The sequence below is a fragment of the Bradyrhizobium betae genome (assembly GCF_004123905.1).
GTDB lineage: Bacteria > Pseudomonadota > Alphaproteobacteria > Rhizobiales > Xanthobacteraceae > Bradyrhizobium > Bradyrhizobium betae_A.
In genome coordinates, this window is the sequence record NZ_MZXW01000055.1 from 18239 (window position 1) to 45084 (window position 26846).

The 26846-nt window shown below is 64.2% G+C and carries 32 protein-coding genes; 23 read left to right on the forward strand and 9 right to left on the reverse strand.

Annotated elements, in window-relative coordinates:
• Positions 1-102: 102 nt before the first annotated feature.
• On the forward strand, positions 103-1347 hold the full coding sequence (locus B5V03_RS39360) for an acyl-CoA dehydrogenase (RefSeq protein WP_129275787.1): 1245 nt from the start codon (positions 103-105) through the stop codon (positions 1345-1347).
• A 149-nt stretch (positions 1348-1496) separates the two neighbouring features.
• A complete protein-coding gene (locus B5V03_RS39365) occupies positions 1497-2195 on the forward strand; it encodes a nitroreductase (RefSeq protein WP_129275788.1) in 699 nt (232 codons plus the stop codon).
• Positions 2196-2266: 71 nt separating this feature from the next.
• On the opposite strand, the gene B5V03_RS39370 is transcribed toward B5V03_RS39365, so the two are convergent.
• A complete protein-coding gene (locus tag B5V03_RS39370; protein WP_014491704.1) occupies positions 2267-2815 on the reverse strand; it encodes a sigma-70 family RNA polymerase sigma factor in 549 nt (182 codons plus the stop codon).
• Positions 2815-3048: a NepR family anti-sigma factor gene (locus B5V03_RS39375; RefSeq protein ID WP_164988599.1), complete on the reverse strand. Its 234-nt coding sequence runs from the start codon at positions 3046-3048 to the stop codon at positions 2815-2817. Before B5V03_RS39375 ends, B5V03_RS39370 begins: the two co-directional genes overlap by 1 nt.
• Positions 3049-3269: 221 nt before the next feature.
• Between B5V03_RS39375 and B5V03_RS39380 the strand changes: the two genes are divergently transcribed.
• Complete coding sequence (locus B5V03_RS39380; protein ID WP_164988600.1) at positions 3270-4076, forward strand: response regulator; 807 nt, start codon at positions 3270-3272, stop codon at positions 4074-4076.
• A 90-nt stretch (positions 4077-4166) separates the two neighbouring features.
• On the opposite strand, the gene B5V03_RS39385 is transcribed toward B5V03_RS39380, so the two are convergent.
• On the reverse strand, positions 4167-4961 hold the full coding sequence (locus B5V03_RS39385) for an energy transducer TonB family protein (RefSeq protein ID WP_245502487.1): 795 nt from the start codon (positions 4959-4961) through the stop codon (positions 4167-4169).
• A gap of 17 nt (positions 4962-4978) precedes the next feature.
• Entirely contained in the window at positions 4979-5152 is a 174-nt protein-coding gene (locus B5V03_RS41945) for a hypothetical protein (RefSeq protein WP_164988601.1), read from the reverse strand.
• Between B5V03_RS41945 and B5V03_RS39390 the strand changes: the two genes are divergently transcribed.
• The 5 genes from B5V03_RS39390 (at position 5151) to B5V03_RS39410 (ending at position 9120) form a co-directional block, all read left to right on the forward strand.
• Positions 5151-5750 carry a nuclear transport factor 2 family protein gene (locus B5V03_RS39390; protein ID WP_164988602.1) on the forward strand — a complete coding sequence of 200 codons (600 nt, stop codon included), beginning with the start codon at positions 5151-5153 and terminating at the stop codon, positions 5748-5750. The two genes, B5V03_RS41945 and B5V03_RS39390, sit on opposite strands and share 2 nt — an antisense overlap.
• Positions 5751-6002: 252 nt before the next feature.
• Complete coding sequence (locus tag B5V03_RS39395; protein WP_129275793.1) at positions 6003-6395, forward strand: hypothetical protein; 393 nt, start codon at positions 6003-6005, stop codon at positions 6393-6395.
• Positions 6396-6539: 144 nt separating this feature from the next.
• The gene (htpG, locus tag B5V03_RS39400) at positions 6540-8414 is read left to right on the forward strand and encodes a molecular chaperone HtpG (protein ID WP_129275794.1); all 1875 of its coding nucleotides are present in this window, start codon (positions 6540-6542) and stop codon (positions 8412-8414) included.
• A gap of 125 nt (positions 8415-8539) precedes the next feature.
• Positions 8540-8824, forward strand: coding sequence for a DUF3551 domain-containing protein (locus B5V03_RS39405; protein ID WP_129275795.1), 285 nt, complete (start codon positions 8540-8542; stop codon positions 8822-8824).
• 26 nt (positions 8825-8850) lie between these two features.
• On the forward strand, positions 8851-9120 hold the full coding sequence (locus tag B5V03_RS39410) for a DUF3551 domain-containing protein (protein ID WP_129275796.1): 270 nt from the start codon (positions 8851-8853) through the stop codon (positions 9118-9120).
• 40 nt (positions 9121-9160) lie between these two features.
• On the opposite strand, the gene B5V03_RS39415 is transcribed toward B5V03_RS39410, so the two are convergent.
• Positions 9161-9865, reverse strand: coding sequence for an SGNH/GDSL hydrolase family protein (locus B5V03_RS39415; RefSeq protein WP_129275797.1), 705 nt, complete (start codon positions 9863-9865; stop codon positions 9161-9163).
• Between the two features lie 88 nt (positions 9866-9953).
• Positions 9954-10934 carry a Bug family tripartite tricarboxylate transporter substrate binding protein gene (locus B5V03_RS39420; RefSeq protein ID WP_129275798.1) on the reverse strand — a complete coding sequence of 327 codons (981 nt, stop codon included), beginning with the start codon at positions 10932-10934 and terminating at the stop codon, positions 9954-9956.
• Positions 10935-11118: 184 nt separating this feature from the next.
• Between B5V03_RS39420 and B5V03_RS39425 the strand changes: the two genes are divergently transcribed.
• The 6 genes from B5V03_RS39425 (at position 11119) to B5V03_RS39450 (ending at position 17096) form a co-directional block, all read left to right on the forward strand.
• Complete coding sequence (locus B5V03_RS39425) at positions 11119-12933, forward strand: long-chain-acyl-CoA synthetase (RefSeq protein WP_129275799.1); 1815 nt, start codon at positions 11119-11121, stop codon at positions 12931-12933.
• A gap of 145 nt (positions 12934-13078) precedes the next feature.
• Complete coding sequence (locus B5V03_RS39430) at positions 13079-13324, forward strand: acyl carrier protein (RefSeq protein WP_129275800.1); 246 nt, start codon at positions 13079-13081, stop codon at positions 13322-13324.
• Positions 13311-14693, forward strand: coding sequence for a class I adenylate-forming enzyme family protein (locus B5V03_RS39435; protein ID WP_164988603.1), 1383 nt, complete (start codon positions 13311-13313; stop codon positions 14691-14693). Before B5V03_RS39430 ends, B5V03_RS39435 begins: the two co-directional genes overlap by 14 nt.
• On the forward strand, positions 14686-15408 hold the full coding sequence (locus tag B5V03_RS39440) for an SDR family NAD(P)-dependent oxidoreductase (protein WP_129275802.1): 723 nt from the start codon (positions 14686-14688) through the stop codon (positions 15406-15408). Before B5V03_RS39435 ends, B5V03_RS39440 begins: the two co-directional genes overlap by 8 nt.
• A 127-nt stretch (positions 15409-15535) precedes the next feature.
• Positions 15536-15745: a hypothetical protein gene (locus tag B5V03_RS39445; RefSeq protein WP_129275976.1), complete on the forward strand. Its 210-nt coding sequence runs from the start codon at positions 15536-15538 to the stop codon at positions 15743-15745.
• Positions 15746-15953: 208 nt separating this feature from the next.
• Positions 15954-17096 carry a DUF3095 domain-containing protein gene (locus B5V03_RS39450; RefSeq protein WP_129275803.1) on the forward strand — a complete coding sequence of 381 codons (1143 nt, stop codon included), beginning with the start codon at positions 15954-15956 and terminating at the stop codon, positions 17094-17096.
• A 150-nt stretch (positions 17097-17246) separates the two neighbouring features.
• On the opposite strand, the gene B5V03_RS39455 is transcribed toward B5V03_RS39450, so the two are convergent.
• The 3 genes from B5V03_RS39455 to B5V03_RS39465 all read right to left on the reverse strand — a co-directional run bounded on the left by B5V03_RS39455 (position 17247) and on the right by B5V03_RS39465 (position 19755).
• Complete coding sequence (locus B5V03_RS39455) at positions 17247-17681, reverse strand: DUF2147 domain-containing protein (RefSeq protein ID WP_129275804.1); 435 nt, start codon at positions 17679-17681, stop codon at positions 17247-17249.
• Between the two features lie 79 nt (positions 17682-17760).
• Positions 17761-19146, reverse strand: coding sequence for an MATE family efflux transporter (locus B5V03_RS39460; RefSeq protein ID WP_164988605.1), 1386 nt, complete (start codon positions 19144-19146; stop codon positions 17761-17763).
• A gap of 81 nt (positions 19147-19227) precedes the next feature.
• The gene (locus B5V03_RS39465; protein ID WP_129275806.1) at positions 19228-19755 is read right to left on the reverse strand and encodes a GNAT family N-acetyltransferase; all 528 of its coding nucleotides are present in this window, start codon (positions 19753-19755) and stop codon (positions 19228-19230) included.
• Positions 19756-19988: 233 nt separating this feature from the next.
• Here B5V03_RS39465 and B5V03_RS39470 point away from each other — a divergent pair, with 233 nt between their 5' ends.
• The 9 genes from B5V03_RS39470 (at position 19989) to B5V03_RS39510 (ending at position 26768) form a co-directional block, all read left to right on the forward strand.
• A complete protein-coding gene (locus B5V03_RS39470) occupies positions 19989-20585 on the forward strand; it encodes a superoxide dismutase (protein WP_014491764.1) in 597 nt (198 codons plus the stop codon).
• 180 nt (positions 20586-20765) lie between these two features.
• On the forward strand, positions 20766-21377 hold the full coding sequence (locus tag B5V03_RS39475) for a permease (RefSeq protein WP_164988606.1): 612 nt from the start codon (positions 20766-20768) through the stop codon (positions 21375-21377).
• Positions 21374-21874 carry a hypothetical protein gene (locus B5V03_RS39480; protein ID WP_008138982.1) on the forward strand — a complete coding sequence of 167 codons (501 nt, stop codon included), beginning with the start codon at positions 21374-21376 and terminating at the stop codon, positions 21872-21874. The genes B5V03_RS39475 and B5V03_RS39480 overlap by 4 nt, the downstream gene beginning before the upstream one ends.
• A 44-nt stretch (positions 21875-21918) precedes the next feature.
• Entirely contained in the window at positions 21919-22155 is a 237-nt protein-coding gene (locus B5V03_RS39485; RefSeq protein WP_129275808.1) for a hypothetical protein, read from the forward strand.
• A 2-nt stretch (positions 22156-22157) separates the two neighbouring features.
• Positions 22158-22910, forward strand: a complete 753-nt coding sequence (locus B5V03_RS39490; RefSeq protein WP_164988607.1) for a metal ABC transporter ATP-binding protein — start codon at positions 22158-22160, stop codon at positions 22908-22910.
• 6 nt (positions 22911-22916) lie between these two features.
• Positions 22917-23786 (forward strand): metal ABC transporter permease, encoded by an 870-nt coding sequence (locus B5V03_RS39495; RefSeq protein ID WP_129275810.1) that lies wholly within the window; start codon positions 22917-22919, stop codon positions 23784-23786.
• Between the two features lie 2 nt (positions 23787-23788).
• Entirely contained in the window at positions 23789-24652 is an 864-nt protein-coding gene (locus tag B5V03_RS39500) for a metal ABC transporter solute-binding protein, Zn/Mn family (protein WP_129275811.1), read from the forward strand.
• Between the two features lie 53 nt (positions 24653-24705).
• The gene (locus B5V03_RS39505) at positions 24706-25749 is read left to right on the forward strand and encodes a CobW family GTP-binding protein (RefSeq protein ID WP_129275812.1); all 1044 of its coding nucleotides are present in this window, start codon (positions 24706-24708) and stop codon (positions 25747-25749) included.
• Complete coding sequence (locus B5V03_RS39510) at positions 25749-26768, forward strand: WD40 repeat domain-containing protein (RefSeq protein WP_164988608.1); 1020 nt, start codon at positions 25749-25751, stop codon at positions 26766-26768. The genes B5V03_RS39505 and B5V03_RS39510 overlap by 1 nt, the downstream gene beginning before the upstream one ends.
• The last annotated feature ends 78 nt before the right edge of the window (positions 26769-26846 follow it).

Below are 26846 nucleotides of genomic sequence, written 5' to 3' on the forward strand. Positions count from 1 at the left end.
CTTCGCAGAGCCGGGTCCCAGAAGGCCACAATGGGCCCCGGCTCTGCAGCGCACCGCTTCGCGCTGCGCCGCGTCCGGGGCACGAGAGAGGAGAGTTCGAAGATGAATTTCGACGACACCCCGCAGGAAGCCGCATTCCGTGAGACCGCGCGCAAATGGGTCGAGGCCAATGCGCCGAAAGAGCTGCACGCCGAGCTGTCAAAATCCTCCCTCGGCCGTATCAAGCTTGCCAATCACGACATCGTCGATGTCGGCAAGGCCTGGCAGAAGAAGAAGTTCGAGGGTAACTGGGCCTGCCTGCACTGGCCGAAGGAATATGGCGGCCGCGACGCCACGCCGATCGAGAAGGTGATCTGGCAGCAGGAAGAAGGCGTTTACGGCAAGCTGACGCAGCCTTTCCAGATCGGCGAGGGCATGTGTGGCCCGACCGTGATGGCCTGGGGCAGTGAGGACGCCAAGCGCCGCCATCTTCCGAAGCTTGCTTCAGGCGAGGAGATCTGGTGCCAGTTGTTCTCCGAACCGTCGGCCGGCTCGGATGTCGCGGGCCTGCGCACGCGCGCGGAGAAGAAGGGCGACAATTGGGTGGTCAACGGCCAGAAGATCTGGACCTCGGGCGCGCACTACTCCGACTACGGTCTTTTGATTGCGCGCACCGATCCCAACGTGCCCAAGCACAAGGGTCTCACCATGTTCTTCCTGGACATGAAGAGTCCTGGCGTCGAGGTCCGGCCGATCAGGCAGGCCAATGGCATGCAGGAATTCAACGAGGTCTATTTCACTGATGTCGTGATCCCCGACAGCCAGCGGCTCGGCGCCGTCGGGGAGGGCTGGAGCGTGTCGCTGACCACGCTGATGAACGAACGGATGTCGATCGGCTCGCGGCTCGCGACTGGCGTGCCTGAATTGTTCGAGTTCTGTTCGAATCTGATGCTGGAGGACGGGCTTGCGATCGATGATCCCGCCGTGCGTTCGAAGCTGGCGAGCTGGGCGGTGAAGTCGAGCGGGCTGAAATACACCAGCTACCGCGCGATCTCGGCGCTGTCGAAGGGCGAGCGGCCGGGACCTGAGAACTCGATCGGCAAGCTGGTGTCGGGCATGATGCTGCAGGACATCGCGACCTACGCCATGGACCTCCAGGGCGCGGCCGGCGCTCTCACCGGCACGGACGAGGAGACGGTGCAGGGTCAGTTCCAGCAGATGCTGCTGTCCTCGCCGTCGATGCGCATCGCCGGCGGCACCGACGAGATCTTGCGCAACATCATCGCCGAGCGGGTGCTGGGCTTGCCAGGCGACATCCGCGTCGACAAGGATGTGCCGTATAACAAGATCCCGACCAAGGGGCGGTGATGTTGCCGCTCGCTGCATCTCGTAGGGTGGGCAAAGCGAAGCGTGCCCACCATATGCAGATGCGCCGGGGTAAGTCTGTCGGTGGGCACGGCGGTTCGCGCCTTTGCCCACCCTACGAAGACTACGAAGAGAACAACGCGAGCTGATCCATGGACGCACAAGTCAAGCAAAACGACCGCATCGGCGTGCTCGAAGAGCTCCTCAACGAGCGCTATTCCGTCCGCGCTTTCTTGGACAAAGAAGTTGACCGCGCGACCATCGAGCGTGTGCTGACCACGGCGCAGCGCACGGCGTCCTGGTGTAACAGCCAGCCCTGGCAGGTCATCATCGCCAGCGGCGAGGCCAAGGAACGCTTTCGCCAACTGATCTACAAGGAAGCGTCTGGGGGATTGGGCGACGATTACGATTTCACGCCGCCGCGCGAATATGCCGGCGTCTATCTCGAACGCCGCCGCGAGAGCGGCTTTCAGCTCTACAATACGCTTGGCATCGCGCGCGGTGACAAAATGGCCTACGCAAAGCAGGCGCTGGAGAATTACAATTTCTTCGGCGCGCCGCATGTCGCGATCATTCACACCAACGAGCCGCTGGGCATCTACGGTGCGATCGATTGCGGCGCTTATGTCTCGAATTTCATGCTGGCCGCGCAGGCGCTCGGTCTCGGCACCATTCCGCAGGCAGCACTGGCACGCCATTCCGGGCTGATCCGCAGTCATTTCAACCTGGGCGACGACCGCCGAGTCGTCTGCGGCATCTCGTTTGGCTATGCCGACGATGCGCACAAGGTCAACAGCTATCGCACCTCGCGTGCGAGCGTGGCGGATACAGTGACGTTCGCCGGCGAGTGAGTTGATACACACGTGCAAAGGCGGCCGTGGAAACGGCCGCCTTCACGTTTCTCGTCTCAGTCCGATGGACGCTATCCGCCGCTGCCGCCGATCACGGCGCGCACGGTCTCGTCGGGCCCGAAATCCTCGGCGCCGTCGACATAGAGCAGCGCGGCGAGCTTCGAGCGCGCGCGGTTAACGCGGCTCTTGATGGTGCCGACCGCACAGCCGCAGATCGAGGCGGCGTCCTCATAAGAGAAGCCGGAGGCGCCGACCAGGATGAGCGCTTCGCGCTGGTCCTGCGGAAGCTTTTCGAGCGCGCCACGAAACTCCTCGAATTCGAGATGCGCGTTCTGCGAGGGCTGCGTCTTCAGCGTCTTCGCATAATTGCCCTCGGCATCCTCGACCTCGCGCCGCCGCTTGCGATAGTCGGAGCGGAACAAATTGCGCAGGATCGTGAACAGCCACGCCGGCAAATTGGAGCCGGGCTGGAACGAGTCGATGTTGGCGAGCGCGCGCAACAGGGTTTCCTGCACCAGATCGTCGGCGCGGTCGGCATTGCCGCTGAGCGAGATGGCGAACGCGCGTAAGCTCGGCACGGCCGCGAGGATGTCGTCACGAAGGGAGTCCGTGAGAGGCATTAATCCCTCCCATTGTTGTCGTTGGAGCCCCCAGCCCCATTCTCGCTCTGAGATCCGCCTCCCGGCGCATCAAGCTTCTTGATCAGTTCCGCGAACCGGTCCGGAACCCCCTGCCGCACGACGTCGTCGTACATCGCGCGCAGTTGATGCCCGATCCGGGACTGGATCTCCGGAGTAAGGCCTCCCTTGCCGGGGGTCGTGCTTCTGCTGGCTTGAGACTTGAGATCTTTCATGACCTGTTCCACGTTTCCCCGAGTTAAGTGACTGCAAAATCGAGAAGTTTTCTCAACCGGGAGCCGTTCCCTGGATGAGTTCAATTCCAGGTTCGACAAAAAGTTCCCAGAGCGACGGAACTTTTCTTATCCTGAGGCGTAGTCAGCTCCGGTAGGGGAACCCGGGCCTCCCCTCGCAGTTCCCGGTTCTTAAGGTTTGGTCCGAAATGAATGGAGTGGGGATGTCCCGTTCACAGCTTGTCGCTGAACACTTGCCGTTGTTGCGCCGGTACGCACGCGCCCTGACGGGCAGCCAGGCCTCCGGCGACGCCTATGTTGCAGCCATGTTGGAAGCCATGCTTGGGGATCCCAGCGTGCTCGACGAGAGCCACGGGCCGCGCGCCGGCCTGTTCCGGCTGTTCACCCAGATCTGGAATTCCGTCTCCGTCAACGACGATTCCGAGGTGACCACCTTGCCGATGCCGCCCGAGCGGCGGCTGTCGAACATCACGCCACTGCCGCGGCAGGCCTTTCTGCTGCTGTCACTCGAGGGATTTTCGGAGGAGGAAGTCGCCTACGTCCTCGGCTCCGACGTCGCCGACACGCGCCGGCTTGCGGACGCCGCGGGACGCGAGATGGCCGCCGAGATCGCCACCGACGTACTGATCATCGAGGACGAGACCTTCATCGCCATGGACCTCGAGAGCCTGGTGAAGAATCTCGGCCACAACGTCGTCGGCGTCGCACGCACCCATGCCGACGCGGTGGCGCTGGCCAAGAACAAGCGGCCCGGTCTGATCCTCGCTGACATCCAGCTCGCCGACGGCTCGTCGGGCCTGGACGCCGTCAACGAGCTGCTGCGCACCTTCGAGGTGCCGGTGGTGTTCATCACCGCCTATCCGGAGCGCTTCCTCACCGGCGAGCGCCCCGAGCCGGCGTTCCTGATCTCAAAACCATTCCAGCCCGCAATGGTGTCGGCGGTGGCGAGCCAGGCGCTGTTCTTCCAGCGCAACTCCCGCAACCGCACGCCGAAGGCGCCGGCGGCGTAATAAGGCGCCGGCGACGTAACGTAGCCGGCATTGCCAAATACGAAACGGCGCGTCGCAAGGCGCGCCGTTTCTGCGTTCACGGGCTCTCCTTCAGCAGCCGCGGCAGACGCCGTTGACCTTGCTCTTTACCTTGGCTTCGTCCGCGGCCCACGACCATCCATTGGACGATCCCTTCAGCGGCGTTCCATCGAAAGCAATGAGGATGGTTACTCTTTGCAAATCGTCCTCCGCCTCGACCGGCGGCTTCGGGAATGGCACGGATCGCTCGACCATCGCGAGCGTCTCAGCATCGAGCGGCGGGAATCCGGTGCTTTCCACCAGCGCATTCGAGATCAATTTGCCCGAACGATTGACCACGAATGTGACGCCGGCATCGCCTTTCTGACCGATCGCCTCCGGAGGGAACGTCCTGTTGCGCCAGACATGCTCGGTGACCGCCTTACGCCAGGCGTCCAAAGCGTCGGACACGGCGAAGGCAGGCGTCGGCGCGCTCGCCGCCAACCCGTAGGGCGGCACATTGAAGTGACGGCCGCCGATGACAATCGGCACTGAGAAAGAGAACGTGTCCTCCTTCAGCTCCGATGGCGGTTCGGGAAATGGTTGGGCGCGATCGAAGATCGCCAGCAGAGCAGCATCGAGCTGCTGAGAGCCGGTGCTCGCAACCAACGCCCGTGACATCAATTTGCCGGACCGGTCGATAACGAAAGTGACCTTGGCGTGGCCGGATTGCCCTCGCCCTTCAATTGGAAGTAGCCCGCTGCCGGTAATATGTCCGGTCAGCCTCGCCTTCCAGGCCGTCACACGTTCGGTCTGCGTATCGGTCTGCGCATGCGCGGGGAAAGCCGCGAGCAATCCAAGAAGCGCGGCAAGTAAGGGGAATTTCATCTGCATCGGTGCGGATATTAATCGCGGTCAGGTTGATTGCAAGATTCGTTGCTCGCATCGCGTTTCCCCTGCTGTGGGCAATTCGAGCCGCCGCAAAGCATCGCGTGCTTGACGGCAACCTCATTGCCCCGTTGATATTTCGGGGCGATGACACCCATCGCCGCTTCAAGCCGCTCGGAGACTACGCCCATGGACCAGCAACTCCTCGACCGCCTCGCCATCCGCGACCTCGTCGAGAACTGGGCGGTGTGGCGCGACGCTGGCGACTGGGAACGCTTTGCCACCGTCTGGCACGACGAAGGCTGGATGTCCGCCACCTGGTTTCAGGGGCCGGCGCGGGATTTTATGCGCGTCAGCCAGGAGGGCTTTGCGAAGGGCGTGCGCATCCTGCATTTCCTCGGCGGCACCAGCATCGATCTTTCTGGCGAGCGGGCCATTGCCCAGACCAAGATGACGATCTCGCAGCGCGCCCCCGTGCACGACGTGCTCTGCGACGTCGTCTGCACCGGACGCTTCTACGATTTCCTGGAGAAGCGCCAGGACAAATGGGGCATCGTCCGCCGCCAGCCGATCTACGAGAAGGATCGGATCGATCCGGTCGATCCCGCCGCAAAGCTTCAACTCGATCAAAAAGCGCTCGCCGCGCTGCCCGAAGGCTATCGCCACCTCGCCTACATGCAGGAGCTGATCGGCTACAAGGTCAAGCGCGACATGCCAGGCCTGACGGGGCCCGAGGTCGAGAAGCTCTATGGCGAGGGGCGGGAGTGGCTGGCGGGGAAAGCGAAGTGAAGCCCAGAAAAAATGTAAGGCGCGACTGGCATCACCACAGTCGCGCCCTACGTCGCCGGCTTATGGGGCAGGGGGGAATAGCCGGCTGTTGAGACGACTCCCGGGCGCTGGAGTCGTTCCAGGCGGTTGCAAAATTTTTTGTGCAGGGTCCGGTGATTTTCGCACACGGTTAAGTGATCTTAACTCCTGAGAACTCCCGATCCTCCGTCCGCGTTGTTCCCGCGATCGCCATGGGGCGAGGGATCGACAGCCATGTCACAGATTCACAAAGCATTTTTGGGTGCCGTCGCCATCACATTCGCGCTCGGCGCTGCGCAATTGGCCTCTGGTCATGATCTGGCCGACCGCTGGCAGGCGGCCGCCGACAAGCCGGGCCACAACGTCAATCGCAACGGCAAGGCCGACCGGCTCGCCGAGATCAAGCCGGCGGCGGTTCCCACCCGCACTGTCTCGATGCGTCCGAACGAACTCGCCGACACGTCAGTGCTGCTGCGGGTCCCCGCGGTGATCGAGACCGGCAACGCCAAGCCGCCGGTGCTGCTCCAGAAGCAGGGCCGCAGCCGGCCGACGATTGCCTGCGAGCCGATGGTGAGCTCCCTGACCGAGGTCGCAAAACTGCTTCAACCCGGCCGCTGCGTGACCTGAACCGACTTTGCCGGCAAGGGGACCTTGGCCGCGCTGGACAAATCGCCCTTCCGCGGGAAGGGCGATTTTTTTCGTCCCCTTGATCCCCTATCCCCTTGCGTTATATCCGGGGTTTCCTCCTCTTCTGATTGACCGGGTAAACGCATGACGACGTCAGATACGGCTGTGCATACGCAGCCCTTCCAGGCCGAGGTTTCCGAGCTTCTGCACCTCATGGTGCACTCCGTCTATTCGGAGACCGACATCTTCCTGCGGGAGCTCGTCTCCAACGCCTCGGATGCCTGCGACAAGCTGCGCTATGAGGTGATCGAAAACACTTCGCTGCTCGGCGAGGGCGATGCCCTAAAGATCCGCATCATCCCGAACAAGACGGCCGGAACGCTTGTCATCGCCGATAACGGCATCGGCATGGAGCGGCAGGAGCTGATCGATCATCTCGGCACCATCGCCCGCTCCGGCACCAAGGCCTTCGTGTCGAAGCTGAAGGAGGCCAAGGATGGGCTCGGCCTGATCGGCCAGTTCGGCGTCGGCTTCTATTCCGCCTTCATGGTCGCCGAGAAGATCGTCGTGGTCAGCCGCCGCGCCGGCGAGAGCGACGTCTGGACCTGGACGTCATCAGGCGGCTCCGGCTTCGAGATCGTGCGGGCCAGCGACGAGGAAGCGGCGCGCGTTGCGCGCGGCACCGAGATCGTCCTCCACCTGAAGGACGACGCGAAGAAGTACCTCGAGACCTACGAGATCGAGCGCATCATCGGCGCCTATTCCGACAATATCCTCTTTCCCATCGAGCTCGTGCCTGAAGAGGGCGAACCACGCCAGATCAATTCGGCGAGCGCGCTGTGGCAGCGCTCGAAATCCGAGTTGACGGCGGAGGACTACAAGAAGGCCTATCAGCAGATCGCATCCGCCTTCGACGATCCCGCGATGACGCTGCACTACCGCGCGGAGGGCCGTTACTCCTACGCCGTGCTGCTGTTCGCGCCGTCGACGAAGCCGTTCGACCTGTTCGAGCCGAACCGCAAGGGCCGCGTCAAGCTCTACGTCCGCCGCGTCTTCATCACCGATGACGCTGACTTGTTGCCGGGCTATCTGCGCTTTATCCGCGGCGTGGTCGACAGCGAGGATCTCCCGCTCAACATCTCGCGCGAGATGCTTCAGAACAATCCGCAGTTGGCGCAGATCCGCAAAGCTGTGGCGACGCGCGTCGTCAACGAGCTCGAAAGCCTCGCCGACAAGGACGCCGAGAACTTTGCAAAAATCTGGGATGCCTTCGGCGCGGTGCTGAAAGAGGGCATCTATGAGGATTTCGAGCGCCGCGAGAAGCTGCTGGCGCTGTCGCGATTCACCACGACATCAGGCGAGAAGCGGGCGCTCAAGCAGGTCATCGCCGATTTCAAGCCCAACCAGACCGAGATTTATTATCTCGTCGGCGATAGCCTGGAGCGGCTGAAGTCCAATCCGCGGCTGGAAGCCGCCACCGCGCGCGGCATCGAGGTGCTGCTGCTGTCCGATCCCGTCGATGCGTTCTGGACCTCGATGCCGACGGATTTCGAAGGCAAGCCGCTGAAGTCGCTGAGCCAGGGCGATCTGAATCTCGACTTGATCCCGCGCACAGACGAGACGGACGAGGCGAAGAAGGATGAGCCCGTCGCCGATGAAGCCGCCACCATCGCGGTGATCAAGGCCGCCCTCGGCGAGCGCGTCAGCGACGTCAAGGCCTCGACGCGCCTGACCAGCTCGGCCTCCTGCCTCGTCGCCGACAGCCAGGGGCCGAGCCGCGAGCTCGAGCGCATCCTGTCGCAGCAAAACCGCGGCATGCGCACCAAACCGGTGCTCGAGATCAATCTGCGCCATCCGATGGTGGGCGCGATCACGAAGGCGCAAGCGGATTCGAAGGCCGTCGACGATCTCAGTCTGCTGCTGCTCGAGCAGGCGCAGATCCTGGACGGCGAGTTGCCGGAAGACCCGGCGGCGTTTGCGGCGCGGTTGAACCGGCTCGTGTTGCAGGGGCTGGGCTAGCGTCGCAGCGCATCGCTCACCTTGCCGTCATCTGCGCGGAGGAACAGTCGCCTCCGGCGTGGTGTTATGCCATAGGAGGCCGTCGGCATCAGATCCGCCGGCGCCATCGATTCGAGGATGTCTCCATGCGCTTGCCGATCCTGACCCTCACCGCGATTGTCACGCTGTTTGCTGCGGCAGATGCGCGCGCCCAGACCTACGATCCGCGCTATCCGGTGTGCATGCACGTCTATATGCACGGCGGCTTTGGCGGTGGCGGCGGTGACTATTTCGACTGCTCCTTCACCTCGCTGCCGCAGTGCCGCGCCACGGCGTCGGGCCGCTCCGCGAGCTGCGACGTCAATCCTTATTACGCCTTTGACGAACCGCCGCCGCCTCAGCGCAAGCGTCACAAGAAGCCGCAGCACTGATCCGCGCGGCGCGCAGGAGCATCGGTATGCGTAGCCCATTCGGCCTGGCTTTGATCGTCGGTGCGCTGCTCGCGACCGCGCCGTCGCATGCGCAGACCTTCGACCCCAGCCACCCCGTCTGCATGCACGTCTATTCCGGCGCGAATGGTGGCGGCGGGGAGTGGTATGACTGCTCCTTCATGTCGCTGCTGCAGTGTCGCGCCACCGCGTCGGGGCGAGGCGCGACCTGCGATCTCAATCCGTATTATCCGGTGAACGTGCCGCAGCCGCGTGCGCAGCACAGCCGTCGCGGCTAGCGCCGCTGCTCGTTTTGCCAACTCAACGAAGCATGCAGAACTAGGCGCTCTGAGGTGCCTTTTTGGCCGCGGCAATGATCGCGTTGGCCAACTGCCACGCCATCTTGTCCGTGGTCCAGTCACTTGCATGCAGCCTGTCGTCATCGCCGGGATCGACCATGCGGTCGAACGAAATCCCGGCGACATCGTGCCAGCCTTTCATCAGCTCGAAGCGACGAAAGACGTTGACGCGCTTTTCCTCCGCGATCTTGCCGATCGCCTCGACCATGGCGTCCGCCTTCCTGGCCTTGGCCGGTGTCAGCAGCGCGGGCACATATTGCAGGTCCATGAGGGTGACATCGATCCGCTTGGCGTAGAGCAACTGGTCAATGCCGTTGCGAATGGCTCGCGTGGTGTCCTCGAGCGAAGGAGGGTTCTGTTGCCATACTGAATTGGTGCCGACCTGCCAGATGACGAGATCCGGTTTCAGATCGAAGACGTCATGCTCGAACCGCTTGAGCTCGGCCGGGGCGTCTTCACCGCCGACGCCCCGGTTGATGACCTCGATCGTGATGCCTGGAAGCAGGATCCGAAGGTCCGCCAGCAGCCGCTGCGGATAGGGGGCGATGCCTCCCTCACCCGCCGTGGTCGAAGAGCCGATGGCGACGACCCTGACCTGTCCGCTCTTCAAGCGGCTGGCAAAATTGCTCAGCGGCTGCTCGAACGGTGTGGCCTGGACGGGAATTTGTGATGGGTCGAGAGCCACGGGCCGTCTCCCTTTGCTGTCAGGACAACGTTGGGTGGAAAACCTAGCTTGTTTGTCCGGAGCCGCCTAGCCTCGTGAGGCCAGGGCGCTAGTCCTTCTTGATCCCCGACAGCTCGACCACCTTGCGCCAGCGGTCGGTCTCGGCCGTCAGCATGCCGCCAAATGCGCCGGCATTGCCGTGCAGTGGGATCGCGCCGAGCTCGGCGATGCGCGCCTTGATCTCGGTGTCGGACAGTGCGGTGTCGATCTCGCGATTGAGCAGGTCGATGATCTCGCGTGGCGTGTCGTGCGGGGCGCCGACGCCGTAGAACGAACTCGTCTCGTAGCCGGGGAGCGTGTCCGCGATCGGCGGCACGTCCGGCAAAATCTCCGAGCGCTCGCGCGTGGTGACGCCGAGCGCGCGCAGCTTGCCGGCGCGCACCAGCTCGAAGGACGAGCTGACGTTGTCGAACATGCCCTGGATCTGGCCGCTCATCACGTCGGTCAGGCCCGGCGCCGAGCCGCGATAGGGCACGTGGGTGAATTGCACGCCGGCCAGCGACTTGAACAGCTCGCCGGACAGATGCAGCGAGGTGCCGATGCCGGAGGACGCGATCGACATCTTGCCGGGATTGGCCTTGGCGTAGGCGATGAAGTCAGCGACGGTCTTCACCGGCAGATCATTGTTGACGACCAGCACCAGCGGAATCCGCGCGACACCGGCGACCGGCGCGATGCCCTTGGCGAAATCATAGGGCAGCGCCGGATCGAACGAAGCGTTGATCGCGTTCGCGGTCGAGGTCAGCAGCAGCGTGTAGCCGTCGGGCGCCGAGGTGATCACCGCCTGCGTCCCGATATTGCTGCCGGCGCCGGGCTTGTTCTCGACCACAAAGGTCTGGCCGAGCCGGTCGGACAGGCGCTGGCAGAGCAGCCGCGACAGCACGTCAGTGGCGCCGCCCGGCGCATAGGGCACCACCCATTTCACGCTGCGCGAGGGATAGGAGGGGTTGCTCAGCGCGAAGCCGCGCGGCGCCGCGAACGTGGCAGCGGCGCAGGCGGCGGTTTGAAGGAAATGGCGCTTTGTGATCATGATCTGCATCCCCGCTGTCGCCTTGCTATCGCAAAAACGGCGCCAGATCGCACGCCGATCCCGCCGGCTTGGTAAAGGATGACTAGAGTTAACCGCGGACTAACCCGGTTTTACCTTGTCTCTTAACACCTGGGCAGGGCGCGCGGGCTAAGCTTGGGGGAACCAATAGACACGTTCCGAAAGCATGAACGGCATGACCACCGGCGTCATCGAGCAACCGAAAGCCGCGCGCGCGCCGTCGGCCTCGAAGATATGGCTCAAGGCGATCGAGCTCACTGCGCGGATCGAGACGCTGCCGGGCCGGTTGTTCGCCGACGTCGTCGACGATTGGGCGCGCAGTCAGCCCGACCGCGTCGCGCTGGTCACGGATGACGCAAGCCTGGATTACCAGAGCCTGTCGAAACGCATCAACCGCTATGCGCGCTGGGCGCGTTCGGTCGGCGTCATCAAAGGCGATACCGTTGCGCTGATCATGCCGAATGGCCTCGACTATGTCGCGGCATGGCTCGGCATCAGCCGCGTCGGCGGCGTGGTCGCGCTGATCAACACAAAACTCGTCGGACCATCGCTCGCGCATTGCCTCGACGTCGCAAGGCCTCTGCACATCATCGTCGCGAGTGACCTGGCGGAGACGCTGGAGAGCGCGAAGCCGCATCTGAAGACGGAAGCAAAGATCTGGATCCATGGCGACGCCCGCAGCGAGCGCGCCATCGATGTCGCGCTCGCCGCACTCGATGACGGTCCGCTTTCGCCAGACGAGCATGGCGAGGTCACCATCGACGACCGCGCGCTGCTGATCTACACCTCCGGCACCACAGGCCTGCCGAAGGCTGCCAGCATCAGCCATCGCCGCATCCTCAATTGGGGTTTTTGGTTCGCGGGCCTCACTGGCGCTTCGCCGCAGGACCGGCTCTATGACTGCTTGCCGCTTTTCCATTCGGTCGGCGGCATCGTTGCGCCCTGCAGCATGCTTGCCGCCGGCGGCTCGGTGGTAATCGCCGAAAAATTCTCGGCCTCGCATTTCTGGCCCGACATCGTGCGCCACGACTGCACGCTGTTCCAGTATATCGGCGAGCTCTGCCGCTATCTGCTGAAGGCGCCGCCGTCGGAATACGAAAACCGCCACCGGTTGCGGCTCGCCTGCGGCAACGGCCTGCGCGGCGACATCTGGGAGGACTTTCAGGGCCGCTTCGCGATTCCCCGCATCCTCGAATTCTACGCGGCCACCGAAGGCAATTTCTCGCTGTTCAACGTCGAGGGCCAGCCCGGCGCGATCGGCCGCATCCCGCCGCTGCTCGCGCACCGTTTTCCGGCGGGCCTCGTCAAGCTCGACCCTGACAGCGGCGCGCCGCTGCGCAATGACGAGGGCTTTTGCATCGCCTGTAGCCGCGGCGAGGCGGGCGAAGCCATCGGCCGCATCGGCTCCGCGGACCAGGGCGGTGGTCGCTTCGAAGGCTATACCGACGCAGGTGAGACCGAGAAGAAAATCCTGCGCGACGTCTTTGCCAAGGGCGATGCCTGGTTCCGCACCGGCGATCTGATGCGGCTCGACGACAAGGGCTTTTTCCATTTCGTCGATCGCATCGGCGATACTTTTCGCTGGAAAGGCGAGAACGTCGCGACCTCCGAGGTCAACGACGCTGTGCGCGATTTCACCGGCGTGATCGACGCCACCACCTACGGCGTCAGCATTCTGGGCACCGACGGTCGCGCCGGCATGAGCGCCATCGTCGTGAACGAGGGCTTTGACATCGCTGTGCTGCCAGCGCATCTTGCACAACGCCTGCCGGCTTACGCCCGCCCGGTCTTCATTCGTGTCTCGCGCGAGCTCGATGCGACCGAGACGTTCAAGCAGAAGAAGGGTGAGCTCGCCCGCGAGGGATTTGACCCGACTGTGATCAGCGATCCGCTGTTCATGCTGGACCCGAAGTCCGGCGCTTATGTCGCGCTTGACGCGGCGGCGTATGCGCAGATCCTGGACGGCACGATCAGGCTTTAGCCGGGGCAAAATCGAGAGATAGGTCCAATTTTATCTGAATTGTCCAAGAAGCCATTTACTTCTGTCCGGTAAACAACGGTCCATGGGGAGGCGGCCATCAAGAGCCGCCGTCACACGAAATATCGATAACAAGAGCGAGCCAGCCATGTCGGTACGGTCTAAGGTCATCGAAGCGATCCAGCAGATCGCCAAGGAACAGCACGTCACGCTTCCCGCCCTCTCGGACGATCTGTCGCTGCACGAGACGGGTTTCGATTCGCTCGCCTTCGCGATCCTGGTCGCGCGCCTCGAGGACGAGACCGGCATCGACCCCTTCACCATTTCCGAGGACGCAGCGTTCCCCGCCACCGTGGGCGATTTCGTGCGGGCCTACGAAAATGTCCCCGCGTGAGATCTTTGCGCTTCGCGACTATCTCGGCGCGGGGCTGACGGGCCGCACGCTGTCGGATGCGCACGATCTCGTGTCGCTGACCGATATCCTGTCGCATACGGTTCTGGGCGGCCGACTGCGCGAGCTGTCGGGCCGCGCCGTGCTGCTCAAATTGTCCGACCAGCTGCGGTCGGGTCTTGCCATGATCGAGCTCGACGGCATTGCCCGTCGCATGCTGCTGTGTCCGCCGGATCTCAATCCTGCATATCTCGACGCGCTGATCGCCGATGCCGGGATCGATGCCGTCGTCACCGACGAGCCTGATCGCTGGGGCGATACCGGCGTGTCGCTGATCGTCGCCGCCCAATTGCCGCTTCAGGCCACGGTGCCGGCCAAGACCGAGCGCGCCACTGAATGGCTGATGCTGACCTCGGGCACCTCAGGCGTGCCCAAGATCGTCGGTCATACCCTGGAAGCGCTGACCGGCGCCATCGTCGCCGAAGGCCCCGCGAAGGGGGCCGCGCCGGTGTGGGCGACGTTCTACGACATTCGCCGCTATGGCGGCCTCCAGATCTTCCTCCGCGCCGTTCTCTCCGGCGGCTCCATGGTGCTGTCCGATCCGCACGAGGCGCTCGGCGATCATGTCGCGCGGCTGAATGCGCGCGGCGTCTCCCATATCTCCGGCACGCCGTCGCATTGGCGCAAGCTTTTGATGAGCGGCGCGGCCGCGCAGTTCGCGCCGGGTTATGTCCGTCTCTCCGGCGAGATCGCCGACCAGGCGGTGCTTGACGGCTTGAAGGCGGCATTCCCCAACTCCTCCGTCGGCCATGCCTATGCCTCGACCGAGGCGGGCGTCGGCTTCGCCGTTAATGACGGCCTCGAGGGCTTTCCGGCCAATTATCTCGGCAACCGCAATGGCGTCGAGATGAAGGTCGTGGACGGCTCGCTGCGGATACGCTCGACGCGCACGGCCCACGCCTATATCGGCCGCAACGCCGCAGCGCTGACCGATGGCGACGGCTTCGTCGACAGTGGCGATATCGTCGAGCTGCGCGGCGACCGCTATTATTTCGTCGGCCGCCGCGGCGGCATCATCAATATCGGCGGGTTGAAAGTTCATCCCGAAGAGATCGAGGCGGTGATCAATCGCCATCCGGATGTGCGGATGTCGCGGGCGAAGTCGCGAAAGAGTCCGATCACCGGCGGCATCGTCGTCGCCGATGTGATCCTGGCCGACGGCACCGATCAGACGCGGGTGAAGGAAATCCGTGACCAGATTCTGGATCAATGCCGCGCCCAGCTCGCGTCCCACAAGGTGCCGGCGGTGATCCGCTTCGTCGAGGCGCTCGACGTCACTCCGGCCGGCAAACTGGCGCGCACCGATGCATAATGTTCTCGTCACCGGCGGCAGCCGCGGCATCGGCCTTGCGATTGGCAAGCGCCTCGCTGACGCAGGCTACAATGTGATCGCCGCGGCGCGCCGCGAGAGCGACGAGCTCAAGGCCGCGATCGGCCTCTCCGAAGGGCGCCTGCATTTCCGCGCCTGCGATCTCGCCGTGATCGACGCGATCCCGGCGTTCGCGAAGCTTATTCGCGACGAGTTCGGCCCGATCTACGGCCTCGTCAACAATGCCGGCCTCGGCACCGAAGGCCTGCTCGCCACCATGCACAATTCCGAGATCGAGGCACTGGTGCAGCTCAACGTGCTGTCGCCGATCATCCTCACCAAATATGTCGCGCGCCAGATGATGGCCGATGGTGCCGGCCGCATCATCAATATCTCTTCGATCATTGCGACGACCGGCTATAATGGCCTCTCGGTCTATGGAGCCACCAAGGCCGCTGCGACGGGCTTTACCCGCTCACTCGCGCGCGAGGTCGGCAAGCTCGGCATCACCGTGAATGCGATCGCGCCTGGTTTCATCGACACCGAGCTGACGCACAATCTCTCCGACGAGGCCCGCAAGCGCATCGCGGGTCGCAGTGCGCTACGTCGCCTGCCGGAGACCGAAGACGTCGCACGCATGGTGGAATATCTGCTCGGCGAGGGCGGCCGCAACGTCACCGGTACCGTGTTCACGATCGATGCGGGCAATACGGCGTAAAGCGGAACTCCGCCGCCACAATTGCGTTGATCCGGCGCAATGACATCAAGCCGGATTTGGTCGTAAGATGCCCCGCAATCGATTGGGTTACGTCAATCGATCTGCCTTAATCGAAAGGGAGCAGTCGATGGCCACTTCAAACATGACCGCTTCAAATCAGAGCCGGGCCGAGCCGTCGCGCGCGAAGCCGGACGACATCCATTGCCCGCCGATGGCAAATCAGAATTCCGGCAGTCACGGCCATGAAATGTATCCGCAGCAATTCGTGCGCTTGGTCGGTTGCCACGACGCCTCTCTCGATGTCTTGCGCAAGCGCGAGGACGAGAAGCTGCATTAGCGGATATCGCCGCTCCCAAATTACCGCGAGGCTGGCCGAGCGCTTCGTCGGCTGTCGCAGTTGATTGTTTACTGTCGGCGTGAACGGGCATCTTGTCGTCGGGGCCGTTTCAGCCAATGATGCGCTGCCTTTTCGGGTGCGCCGGCCGGCGAACCCAAACTGGTCCCGCCGCGTATCTCGTCTCATCTGAACCCGACCGGCTCCCGCAATGACCGCCGAATCCTTCTACGGCAGCATTCCCGTCTTCCGCGGCTTCACCAGCCTGATGGACCCCGCACTCTATGCACCGCTGCCGGACGATTGGAGCATCGGTGTCGGCGACATCGTCGATTCCACCAAGGCAATCGCGGCGCAGCGCTACAAGGCGGTCAACATGGCCGGCGCCGCCGTGATCGCGGCGGTGACGAATGCCTTGGAGGGCCGCGAATTCCCCTTCGTGTTCGGCGGTGACGGCGCCAGCTTTGCCGTCGCGCCAGATGATCTCGGTCGCGCCCGCGAGGCACTGGCTGCGACCGCGACCTGGGTACGCGAGGATCTTGACTTGAAGATGCGTGTTGCGCTGGTGCCGGTCAGCGCCATCCGCGCGCAAGGGCTCGATGTTCGCGTCGCGCGCTTCGGTCCATCGGCCAATTTGTCCTATGCGATGTTCTCCGGCGGCGGGCTCGCCTGGGCCGACGCCGCGATGAAGCGCGGTGAGTTTGCAGTCAACGAGGCGCCCGCCGGCACGCAGCCCGATCTCTCCGGCCTGTCCTGCCGCTTCGAGGTGATGCCGGCCGCGCGCGGCCTGATCCTGTCGGTGCTGGTGATGCCGGTGCGCGGCGCCGATCCCTCGGCCTTCCGCAAGGTGATCGAGGACGTCATCCACCTCGTCGAGCGCAGTCCGGATGGCGGCCGCCCGGTGCCGCCGCAAGGGCCGCCGCTGACATGGCCCTCGCAGGGGCTGGACTATGAAGCCCGCACCAAGCGCGGCGGCCCGTTGGTCGTACGCCGCGCCCGCGTGCTGGCCTACACACTGTTCGTCTATCTGATCATGCGTTTCGACCTCAACATCGGCGGCTTCGTGCCCAACGTCTACAAGCGCCAGGTGGTCGAGAACTCGGACTTCCGCAAATATGACGACGGCTTGCGCATGATCCTCGACTGCACCCCGCAGCTCGAGCGCGCGCTGAGCGATCGTCTCGCGGCCGCCGCGCGCGATGGCATCGTGCGCTACGGCCTCTACCCGCAGGACGCCGCGATGATGACCTGCTTCACGCCCTCGGCGCTGCGCAGCGACCACGTCCATTTCATCGACGGCGCGCGAGGCGGCTATGCCTCGGCGGCGACGGCGTTGAAGGCGATGATGGCGTGACGCCACTCTCGTGCCCCGGACGCAGCGCAGCGTGAAACGGTGCGCTGCAGAGCCGGGGCCCAGAATTTTGGCAAGGCAATTTCTTATGCATGGGTCCCGGCTCTGAGCAGCGTCGCTTCGTGCCGCAGCGCGTCCGGGACACGAGATCGTCTAGCGCCCCGCGCGGGTCCAGGTCTCGCCGCCGCAGAGCGCGCCGACGCAGCCTTCGACCCGCAGCGAATCCGCGCCTGTCACGCTGACGCTGCTGGCATAGGTGCTGCCGTCATCGGCATTGTAGATCTGGCCCGACCATTTGTTCGGCCCCGACGGCTGCATGCCGCTGAACAGCGGCAGGCCGATCATCGACCGTTTGGCGAGCGCGGGATTGGGATTCTTGCTGTCGGTGGCGGGCTGGCCGGTTGCGGTGTCCATGGGCTCGCGCAGCCAGACAATGTGGCCGCAGATGCCGCCGCCGCATTTGCTGATCTTGACGCGGGCATCGCCGGCCTGGGTGAGCCAGGTCCCGTCGGCGCTCTGCGCCTGCGCGGAATTCGTGCTGAACAGCGCAGCCAGATTGACGATGAGAGCAGCGAATCTGGAAGTCATGGAGAATGCCCCGAAGTGGAGCGCCTCCATAGCAGCCTAGCAGGATAGTGCAACGCTGGATGGAATCACATTTCTGCGCTCATTTGCCCCAGCGCGCGAAGGCGACCGAGGCCGCGGTCGAGAGCCCGAACACGACCATGGCGCCGCCGACCAGCGCAAACAAGGTCCAGGCCGGCGCCTGCGCCATCATCAGGCCGATGCCGCCGATCGCGACGATCAGAAGCCGCGCAGTGGAGGCGAGCACCGGCCCGCCGACGCGCGCCGCGCCCTGCGAGGAGAAATAGAGCGACACGCCCATGCCGAAGAACACGAAGGCGGGGCCGGCCCAGTGGAAATAGCTGTGTGCGGCGGAGGTGACTCCGGGATCGTTGGTGAAGAGCGACGTCCACAAGGCGGGATCGAGCGCGATGATGAGACCGATCAGGCCGACGGTGAGTCCGGAGGCCGCGGCCGCGGTCCAGGCCACACGCCGCGCGCGCTTGATCTGGCCGGCGCCGATCGCCATGCCGACCATCGGCACCGAAGCGATGCCGAAGGCGAAAGTGATCGGGATCAGCAAGAATTCCAGCCGCGAGCCGATGCCATAGCCGGCCAGCATCTCGGTGCCGAAAGTCGCGAGGATTTTTGTGAAGGTCAAAATGGTGAGCACGGTCTGGAGCGGCGACAGGCAGGCGACCGCGCCCACTTTGAGAATGTCCAGGAACATCGCGCGCTCGAAATGAAACGCGCGGAATTCAAGCTGCAGCCGGCTGCGGCCCGACAGCAGATACCAGAGGAAGAAGATCGCGGCGCAGCTGAAGGCGATCAGCTGGCCGGCGGCGACACCGGGCATGCCGAATTGTGTCACGCCGAACAGACCGAGCCCCAGCGTGCCGCCGAGCGCGATCTGGATCACGCTGGTTCCAATCAGAATCATTGAAGGCAGGCGCATGTCGCCGGTGCCGCGGATCACGGAAGCCAGCGTGTTGACGAGCCAGATCGCGACCGCGCCGGAGAACAGCATCTGCGAATAGCCGCAGGCTTCCTCGAGCACGCGCTCGCGTCCGCCCAGCAGCGTGAAGAAAGCGCGGCCGAAAGCGAGCATCATCACCGTGAAGAACAGCCCGCCGCAGAGGCCGATGATGGCGGCATGCACCGCGAGCGTCGCGGCGCGGTCGCGATTCCCCGCGCCGAGCGCGCGGCTGATCGCGGAGGAGACACCGCCGCCCATCGCGCCGGCGCTCATCATCTGCGTCAGCATCGCGAACGGAAACACCAGCGCGATCGCGGCCAGCGGGATGGTGCCGAGCCGGCCGATATAGGAGGTCTCCGCGATCGCAACCAGAGTGCTGCCGACCATCGCGATCATGTTGGGGATCGCGAGCCGCAGCAGCGTCGGCAGGATCGGCGCGGTCAGCAGGCTGGCGATGGGGGAGGCAACCGGTGCATGCGGCGGCGCGGCGTCTATCGGGGCGTCGATCGTCATGTTCACCGGGCGGAATATCAAATGATGATCGACATATTACCGGGTGGTCTGCGCCCGCGCCAGCCGGTCGTCACGCAGGGCTCACCACGGCAGGCCGCAGAGGTCGATGGTGCCGAGCGTCGGCGCGCGGACGATGTTGAAGACATAGGGCGCCATGGCGTCGAAACGGATCCGCCCCTCCGGCTGTTCGCAATAGACCTCGCCCTTGAAGGGAAGCCAGCTGCGGGATGCGTAGAATGCGAAATTATGCGGTTCGCAGAACAGCAGCGCGAAGCGGACCGCCTCGTTGGCGCGCATGGTATGCACCGCTGCGTCGATCGCCATGGTTGCATAGCCGCGGCCGCGCCGGTCCTCGCGGGTGCAGACCCCGCCGATGCCGCCGATATGGACCTTCTGCCCGTTCCAGGTCACGGTGCGGAAATAGATGCCGACATGACAGACGAGGCCATCCTCGGGCGTCTCGATCAATACCCGTAAATCGGCATTGGCCCATTTGACGTGGGCCCAGGGCTTGTCCGCAATCTGTTGCGGGCCCCAGACCGCCTGATGCAGCGGCTCCGCGATACGCCACGAGGCGTCGCCGTTCAAAATATCGATCTCGATGCTCATCGCTCTCTCTTCCGCATCTCCGTGTGGTGCGTTCGTTCTGCCATAAGCGCCTCAAAGGCAATGATATTTTGCGCCGGGTCGAAACGCCTCACACGCTTGCGTCGATTTTATGCAATCCGGCCAATCGGTCGCATCACGCATTTTCGCAAATTCAGAGGTATTTAACGGCAGAGGAACCTTCTATAAGGGATGACCGTTAAGCCTCGTTCCCCACCAGTTGCGGACAAGAACCCATGACATTCACGCTGCCCCCACTCCCTTACGCCTATGACGCCCTCGGCCAGTTCATGTCGAAGGAGACGCTGGAATTCCACCACGACAAGCATCATCAGGCCTATGTCACCAACGGCAACAACGCGCTCAAGGGCACCGAATGGGAAGGCAAGTCCCTTGAGGAGATCGTCAAGGGCTCGTTCGGCAAGAACCCCGCGGTGTTCAACAATGCCGGCCAGCACTACAACCACATCCACTTCTGGAGCTGGATGAAGCCCAATGGCGGCGGCACCAAGCTGCCGGGCAAGCTCGAGAAGAAGATCAACGAGGACCTCGGCGGCTTCGAGAAGTTCAAGACCGACTTCCAGGCGGCCGGCGTCGGCCAGTTCGGCTCCGGCTGGTGCTGGCTCCAGGTCAAGAATGGCAAGCTCGAGATCTCCAAGACCCCGAACGGCGAGAATCCGCTGGTGCACGGCGCCACCCCGATCCTCGGCTGCGACGTCTGGGAGCACTCCTACTACATCGACTACCGCAACCGCCGTCCCGACTATCTCAAGGCGTTCGTGGAAAACCTCGTGAACTGGGAATACGTCGAGTCCCTGTTCGACAAGGCCTGAGTTCGCCCCATCGGAATAGCGAAGGCGGTCGCTCGCGCGGCCGCCTTTTTGCTGTGCGGAATTCGTGGCCCCGCATGGCCCTGCGCAAGGCGCGCATCGCTCACGCCATCGTACCGTTTGCATCGCATGAACGGCGCCCTTAATCAGGGTGGGCATCATCATCGAGCCGACCCCAGCCCGTTGTCAGACCCTTCCCTGAAAGACCCGGCGCCTGCCGAGGACGCGGACTCCGAGCCGCGGCCGGGGCGGGTGCGCAAGCCGATCGGCTGGTCGACCATCATCATCGCGGCGCTGGTCGCGGTGAGCGCGGCCCTGGTCTGGCGGCGTGACGGCACCGACGGCGTTCTCGACATCCTGACCCACGATCTCTCGCTGTTCGGCGGCATCCTGCCGCGCGTGCTGGCCGGTTGCCTGCTCGGCGCCTTCATCTCGGAAATCCTGCCGCACGAAAAAGTCTCGCGCTCGCTCGGGCCGAAATCCGGCCTGAAGGGCCTTCTGATCGGCACCGCCTTCGGTGCGATCCTGCCCGGCGGCCCCTTCACTGCCTATCCCGTGGCGAGCGCGCTGCTGGCGGTCGGCGCCGATTTCGGCGCCACCATCGCCATGGTCGTGAGCTGGACCCTGATCGGCTATGGCCGCGCCGTCGCCTGGGAAATCCCGATCATGGGCACCGACTTCACGCTGTGGCGGATTTTGATCTCGTTGCCGCTGCCGGTGCTTGCAGGCAGCCTCGGCCGCTTCGTCTATGTCCGGCTCTATCCGACGCCAGCTGCGAAGGACGACGAGAATTGAGCGCGGCGCTTCTCATCGACATCCTGCTGTGGGGCTCGGTGTTCGGCGTCGGCCTGATCGCCTTCCGCCGCGGCCCTCCGGTGTTCAAGGCCTCGCTGCGCGAAGGCTCGATGGACTTCATCAACATCGTGCCGCGCATCGCGCTCGGCGTGATCGGCTCCGGCTACATCGCCGCCATCATCCCGCAGGAGGTGATCACAGGCTGGCTCGGCCCCGACAGCGGCTGGCTCGGGGTTGCGACCGCCGTGGTCGCCGGCGCGGCCACGCCCGGTGGCCCGGTGATCGGCTTCTCCATCGGTACGGTGGCGCTGAAGTCCGGCGGCGGGGTGCCCCAGGTGGTCGCCTATGTTGTCGCCTGGGCCCTGTTCGCCTTCCAGCGGGTGATTTTGTGGGAAATCCCGTTCATGCCGGCCCGTTTCGTCTGGTTCCGCTGCGCGGTGTCGGTGCCATTTCCATTCGTGGCCGCCGCCATCGCGATGGTGATCGGCAAGCCGTGAGCCGGCCGTGGACAGGCGTAATGTTATAATATAACGTCCTCAGCATGGTTCCCGCCGCCTCCCACGCCCATCATCACGACCATGCTCATGGCCATTCCCATGATCATTCTCATGCCCACGGGCATGACCACACCCACGCTCATGTCCATGATGCAGCCTCCCCGCATCCGGCCCAGGACGCGCCCTGGTCGATCCTGCGCATGACCATGGCCGGCCGGCTCGCGGCCGCATTGGCCGCCTGCGCCGTGCTCTGGGGCGTCGTCTTCCTGGCGATGAGGTGACCATGGCGGCGGTTCACTTTCACAATGTCACGCTCGGCTATGACCGGCATCCGGCCGTGCATCATCTCAACGGCGAGGTCGCGCCCGGCGCACTGGTCGCGGTGATCGGCCCAAATGGCGCCGGCAAGTCGACGCTGCTGCGCGGCATCGTCGGCATCCTCCGGCCGCTCGACGGCAGCATCCATCTCGGCGGGCTCGATAGCCGCGATATCGCCTATTTGCCGCAGAGCGCGGAGATCGACCGCAGCTTCCCGATCTCCGTGTACGACTTCGTCGGCACCGGGCTATGGCGCGACGCCGGCCTGTTCGGCGGCATCGGCAAGGCCGCGCGCGAGAAGATTCTTCGCGCCATTGCGTCCGTTGGTCTCAATGGTTTCGAGAACCGGCCGATCGGCACACTTTCCGGCGGTCAGATGCAGCGCGTGCTGTTCGCACGCGTGCTGCTCCAGGACGCAAGGCTGATCGTGCTCGACGAGCCCTTCAATGCCATCGACAGCAAGACCACGACTGACCTGCTCGCGCTGGTGAAGCACTGGCACGGCGAGGGCCGCACGGTGCTCGCAGCACTTCACGACATGGAGATGGTGCGCAATCATTTCAGCGAGACGCTGGTGCTGGCACGCGGCCCCGTGGCCTGGGGACCGACGGCGGAGGTGCTGACGCCGGAGAATCTGATGGTCGCGATGCGGATGTGCGAGGCCTTTGACGACAGTGCCACGGCCTGCGCCGAGGGCGGACGCTCGCGGGCGGCGTGATCACAAATGGTCTATGACGCGCTGATCGGTCCATTCACCGAATTCGAATTCATGCGGCGGGCGCTTGCGGCCGTGATCGCGCTGTCGCTGGCAGGCGCGCCGATCGGCGTGTTCCTGATGCTGCGGCGAATGAGCCTCGTGGGCGACGCCATGGCGCATGCGATTCTGCCGGGTGCCGCCGTCGGCTTCCTGCTCTCCGGCCTCAATCTGTTTGCGATGACCGCCGGTGGCCTGATCGCCGGCTTTGCGGTCGCGATTCTCGCCGGCGTGGTCGCCCGCTCGACCGGGCTCAAGGAGGACGCGTCGCTTGCGACCTTCTATCTGGCCTCGCTGGCGCTGGGCGTCACCATCGTCTCGATCAAGGGCACCAATATCGACCTGCTGCACGTGCTGTTCGGCAACATCCTCGCTATGGACGACCAGACACTGCTGGTGGTCGCCTTCAACGCCACGGTGACGCTGCTGGTGCTGGCCGTGATTTATCGCCCGCTCGTGATCGAGAGCGTCGATCCCTTATTTTTGCGCACCGTGAGCCGCGCGGGCGGCCCCGCGCATCTCGCTTTCCTCGCGCTGGTCGTCATCAATCTCGTCAACGGCTTTCAGGCGCTCGGCACTCTGCTGGCGGTCGGGCTGATGATTCTGCCCGCGGGCATTGCGCGGTTCTGGTCGCGCGATCTCACCGTCATGATCTGTATCGCCGTGATCGCCGCCGCGATCTCGGGCTATGCCGGCCTCGTGCTGTCGTTCCAGACCCGCGTGCCCTCGGGCCCCGCGATTATTCTCGTGGCAACGGTGCTCTACATCGTCTCGGTCCTGTTTGGCCGCGTCGGCGGCATCGTCCGGCAGCTGTTTCCCGGCCGGCATCTGGAGGCGTGACGATGCGGCGTCTCCTGCTCTGCATGCTCCTGCTGATCGCCTCGCCGCTGCATGCCGCCGAGCGACTCAATGTGGTCGCGAGCTTCTCGATCCTCGGCGACTTCGTCAGCACCATCGGCGGCGACCGGGTCAACGTCACGACGCTGGTCGGTCCCGACAGCGACGTCCACGTTTACACGCCGGCGCCGAGCGATGCGAAGCGCATCGCGGACGCAAAACTCGTCATCGTCAACGGGCTCGGCCTCGAGGGCTGGCTGCCGCGTCTCGTGCAATCCTCCGGCAGCAAGGCGACGGTCGTCACCGCGAGCGCCGGCATTGCCCCGCATAAGCTCGGCTCGGCTGCCGACCCGCATGCCTGGCAGTCCGTGCCGAATGCCAAAATCTACGTGACCGATATCGCCAATGCGCTGGCCGCGGCGGACCCTGACGATGCGGAGTTCTTCCGCGCCCAGGCCAAGACCTATCTGGAAAAGCTCGAAGCGCTCGACCGCGAGGTCCGCGAGGCCGTGGCCAAGATCCCGCCGGAGCGGCGCAAGGTGATCTCGACCCATGACGCTTTCGGCTATTTCGCCGCCGAATATGGCATCCAGTTCGTGGCCCCCCTGGGCGTCTCCACCGAAACCGAGCCCAGCGCCCGCGACATCGCGACCATCATCGGCCAGATCAAGGCCCAAAAAATCCCGGCGGTATTTCTGGAGAATATCAGCGACGACCGGCTGATCCGGCGGATCGCGGCCGAGACGGGCGCAAAGGTCGGCGGGATCCTGATTTCGGACGGTTTGACCAGCGAAAAGGGGCCTGCACCCACTTACATTGATATGGTCAGGCACAATATAAAGGCCCTGACCAGCGCGCTTGACCACTAGGGCAGGGGCCACCCCGCCTTGCGTCGCGCAACAAGCCCGACCTCGGAGTTGTTATGTCTGAAGCGACCGCCTCCAAAATTCCCGTGACCGTGCTGACCGGCTATCTCGGTGCCGGCAAGACCACGCTGTTGAACCGCATCCTGTCGGAAAACCACGGCAAGAAATACGCCGTCATCGTCAACGAATTCGGCGAGATCGGTATCGACAACGACCTCATCATCGGCGCCGACGAGGAAGTGTTCGAGATGAACAACGGCTGCATCTGCTGCACCGTGCGCGGCGACCTCGTGCGCATCATGGACGGCCTGATGAAGCGCAAGGGCAAGTTCGACGCCATCATCGTCGAGACCACGGGTCTCGCCGATCCGGCACCGGTCGCCCAGACCTTCTTCGTCGACGAGGACGTGCAGAAGAACGCCCGCCTCGACGCGGTCGTCACCGTTGCCGACGCCAAATGGCTGTCCGACCGGCTCAAGGACGCGCCCGAGGCCAAGAACCAGATCGCCTTTGCCGATGTCATCGTGCTGAACAAGACCGATCTCGTCACCAAGGCGGAGCTTGCCGAAGTCGAGGCCCGCATCCGCGGCATCAATCCCTATGCGAAACTCCACCGCACCGAGCGCTGCTCGGTGGCGCTGGCCGACGTGCTCGATCGCGGCGCGTTCGACCTCGACCGCATCCTCGACATCGAGCCTGATTTCCTCGAGGTCGACGATCATGACCACGACCATGATCACCACGGCCACGACCATCATCACCACCATGATCACGGCCACGGCCTGAAGCACTATCACGACGAGGACATGCAATCGCTGTCGCTCAAGACCGACAAGCCGCTCGATCCGAACGTGTTCATGCCCTGGCTCCAGAATTTGGTGCAGGTCGAGGGCGGCAAGATCCTGCGCTCCAAGGGCATCCTCGCTTTCCACGACGACGACGACCGCTACGTGTTCCAGGGCGTTCACATGATGCTGGAGGGCAACCACCAGCGGAAGTGGAAGGACGGCGAGCCGCGCGAAAGCCGCCTCGTCTTCATCGGCCGCGAATTGCCGGAAGAGCTCATTCGCACGGGCTTCGAGAGCTGCATCGTCTCGTGATGAAAGAGTTCACGCCCGCCCCCGATTCCGCCTCGATCGTCTCCGTCACCGACCGCGTCAAGCCTGTTACGCTCGGCATGGGCGTGACGTGGGTGCATTTCCTAGGGCCTCGTGCCGCCTTTGTCGGCGGTGAGGAGAACGTCGCGTTCGTCGATGCCAAGGGCGAGATCAGCACTGTCGCTGTCCATAGCGGCGGCATTCTCTCGACCGCCTCCGACGGGAAGCGCCTCATCATGGGGGGCGACGATGGCAAGGTCGTCTCGCTCGACGCCAAGGGCGAGGTGACGCTGCTCGCCACCGATCCGAAGCGGCGCTGGATCGACGCAGTGGCGTTGCATCCGGATGGCGCCTTCGCCTGGTCGGCTGGCAAGGTCGCGACCGTCAAGAGCGGCAAGGGCGAGGAGAAGTCCCTGGAGGTGCCCTCGACCGTCGGTGGTCTCGCGTTCGCGCCGAAGGGCCTGCGGCTGGCGATCGCGCATTACAACGGCGCCACCCTGTGGTTTCCGAACATGGAGGGCTCGGCCGAATTCCTGCCCTGGGCCGGCTCGCATCTCGGCGTCACCTTCAGCCCGGACAACAAGTTCCTCGTCACCACCATGCATGAATCGGCGCTGCACGGCTGGCGGCTCGCCGACAACAGGCACATGCGCATGACCGGCTATCCCAGCCGCGTCCGTTCGATGTCCTGGAGCGCGGGCGGCAAGGGGCTGGCGACCTCGGGCGCCGACACCGTCATCATATGGCCGTTCGCCAGCAAGGACGGCCCGATGGGCAAGGAGCCCGCGATGCTCGCGCCGCTTCAGGCGCGCGTGTCCGTGGTAGCCTGCCATCCGAAGAACGACCTCCTCGCTGCCGGCTACAGCGACGGCACCGTGCTGATGGTGCGGCTGGAGGACGGCGCGGAGATTCTGGTTCGTCGTAATGGCACGCCACCCGTGGCCGCAATCGCCTGGAATGCCAAGGGCACGCTGCTAGCGTTCGCTGACGAAAACGGCGACGGCGGATTGCTGGAGCTGTAAGGCCCGCTGTGCACAGCCTCTCCCCGTTACGTTAATTTTGTTAACGTGTAACATAGCCGACAAGCAGCCCCTGTAGGG

Bases quoted from the DNA above. Each gene is read 5' to 3' on its own strand.
- B5V03_RS39460 (WP_164988605.1), bottom strand. From the start codon at position 19,146: ATGACGATCGACGCCCCGATAGACGCCGCGCCGCCGCATGCACCGGTT.
- B5V03_RS39490 (WP_164988607.1), top strand. From the start codon at position 22,158: ATGGCGGCGGTTCACTTTCACAATGTCACGCTCGGCTATGACCGGCAT.
- B5V03_RS39470 (WP_014491764.1), top strand. From the start codon at position 19,989: ATGACATTCACGCTGCCCCCACTCCCTTACGCCTATGACGCCCTCGGC.
- B5V03_RS41945 (WP_164988601.1), bottom strand. From the start codon at position 5,152: ATGGGCGTAGTCTCCGAGCGGCTTGAAGCGGCGATGGGTGTCATCGCC.
- B5V03_RS39370 (WP_014491704.1), bottom strand. From the start codon at position 2,815: ATGCCTCTCACGGACTCCCTTCGTGACGACATCCTCGCGGCCGTGCCG.
- B5V03_RS39450 (WP_129275803.1), top strand. From the start codon at position 15,954: ATGACCGCCGAATCCTTCTACGGCAGCATTCCCGTCTTCCGCGGCTTC.
- B5V03_RS39510 (WP_164988608.1), top strand. From the start codon at position 25,749: ATGAAAGAGTTCACGCCCGCCCCCGATTCCGCCTCGATCGTCTCCGTC.
- B5V03_RS39380 (WP_164988600.1), top strand. From the start codon at position 3,270: ATGTCCCGTTCACAGCTTGTCGCTGAACACTTGCCGTTGTTGCGCCGG.
- B5V03_RS39465 (WP_129275806.1), bottom strand. From the start codon at position 19,755: ATGAGCATCGAGATCGATATTTTGAACGGCGACGCCTCGTGGCGTATC.
- B5V03_RS39485 (WP_129275808.1), top strand. From the start codon at position 21,919: ATGGTTCCCGCCGCCTCCCACGCCCATCATCACGACCATGCTCATGGC.
- B5V03_RS39405 (WP_129275795.1), top strand. From the start codon at position 8,540: ATGCGCTTGCCGATCCTGACCCTCACCGCGATTGTCACGCTGTTTGCT.
- B5V03_RS39385 (WP_245502487.1), bottom strand. From the start codon at position 4,961: ATGAAATTCCCCTTACTTGCCGCGCTTCTTGGATTGCTCGCGGCTTTC.
- B5V03_RS39455 (WP_129275804.1), bottom strand. From the start codon at position 17,681: ATGACTTCCAGATTCGCTGCTCTCATCGTCAATCTGGCTGCGCTGTTC.
- B5V03_RS39430 (WP_129275800.1), top strand. From the start codon at position 13,079: ATGTCGGTACGGTCTAAGGTCATCGAAGCGATCCAGCAGATCGCCAAG.
- B5V03_RS39365 (WP_129275788.1), top strand. From the start codon at position 1,497: ATGGACGCACAAGTCAAGCAAAACGACCGCATCGGCGTGCTCGAAGAG.
- B5V03_RS39375 (WP_164988599.1), bottom strand. From the start codon at position 3,048: ATGAAAGATCTCAAGTCTCAAGCCAGCAGAAGCACGACCCCCGGCAAG.
- B5V03_RS39425 (WP_129275799.1), top strand. From the start codon at position 11,119: ATGAACGGCATGACCACCGGCGTCATCGAGCAACCGAAAGCCGCGCGC.
- B5V03_RS39420 (WP_129275798.1), bottom strand. From the start codon at position 10,934: ATGATCACAAAGCGCCATTTCCTTCAAACCGCCGCCTGCGCCGCTGCC.
- B5V03_RS39440 (WP_129275802.1), top strand. From the start codon at position 14,686: ATGCATAATGTTCTCGTCACCGGCGGCAGCCGCGGCATCGGCCTTGCG.
- B5V03_RS39360 (WP_129275787.1), top strand. From the start codon at position 103: ATGAATTTCGACGACACCCCGCAGGAAGCCGCATTCCGTGAGACCGCG.
- B5V03_RS39495 (WP_129275810.1), top strand. From the start codon at position 22,917: ATGGTCTATGACGCGCTGATCGGTCCATTCACCGAATTCGAATTCATG.
- htpG (WP_129275794.1), top strand. From the start codon at position 6,540: ATGACGACGTCAGATACGGCTGTGCATACGCAGCCCTTCCAGGCCGAG.
- B5V03_RS39505 (WP_129275812.1), top strand. From the start codon at position 24,706: ATGTCTGAAGCGACCGCCTCCAAAATTCCCGTGACCGTGCTGACCGGC.
- B5V03_RS39410 (WP_129275796.1), top strand. From the start codon at position 8,851: ATGCGTAGCCCATTCGGCCTGGCTTTGATCGTCGGTGCGCTGCTCGCG.
- B5V03_RS39500 (WP_129275811.1), top strand. From the start codon at position 23,789: ATGCGGCGTCTCCTGCTCTGCATGCTCCTGCTGATCGCCTCGCCGCTG.
- B5V03_RS39445 (WP_129275976.1), top strand. From the start codon at position 15,536: ATGGCCACTTCAAACATGACCGCTTCAAATCAGAGCCGGGCCGAGCCG.
- B5V03_RS39395 (WP_129275793.1), top strand. From the start codon at position 6,003: ATGTCACAGATTCACAAAGCATTTTTGGGTGCCGTCGCCATCACATTC.
- B5V03_RS39390 (WP_164988602.1), top strand. From the start codon at position 5,151: ATGGACCAGCAACTCCTCGACCGCCTCGCCATCCGCGACCTCGTCGAG.
- B5V03_RS39435 (WP_164988603.1), top strand. From the start codon at position 13,311: ATGTCCCCGCGTGAGATCTTTGCGCTTCGCGACTATCTCGGCGCGGGG.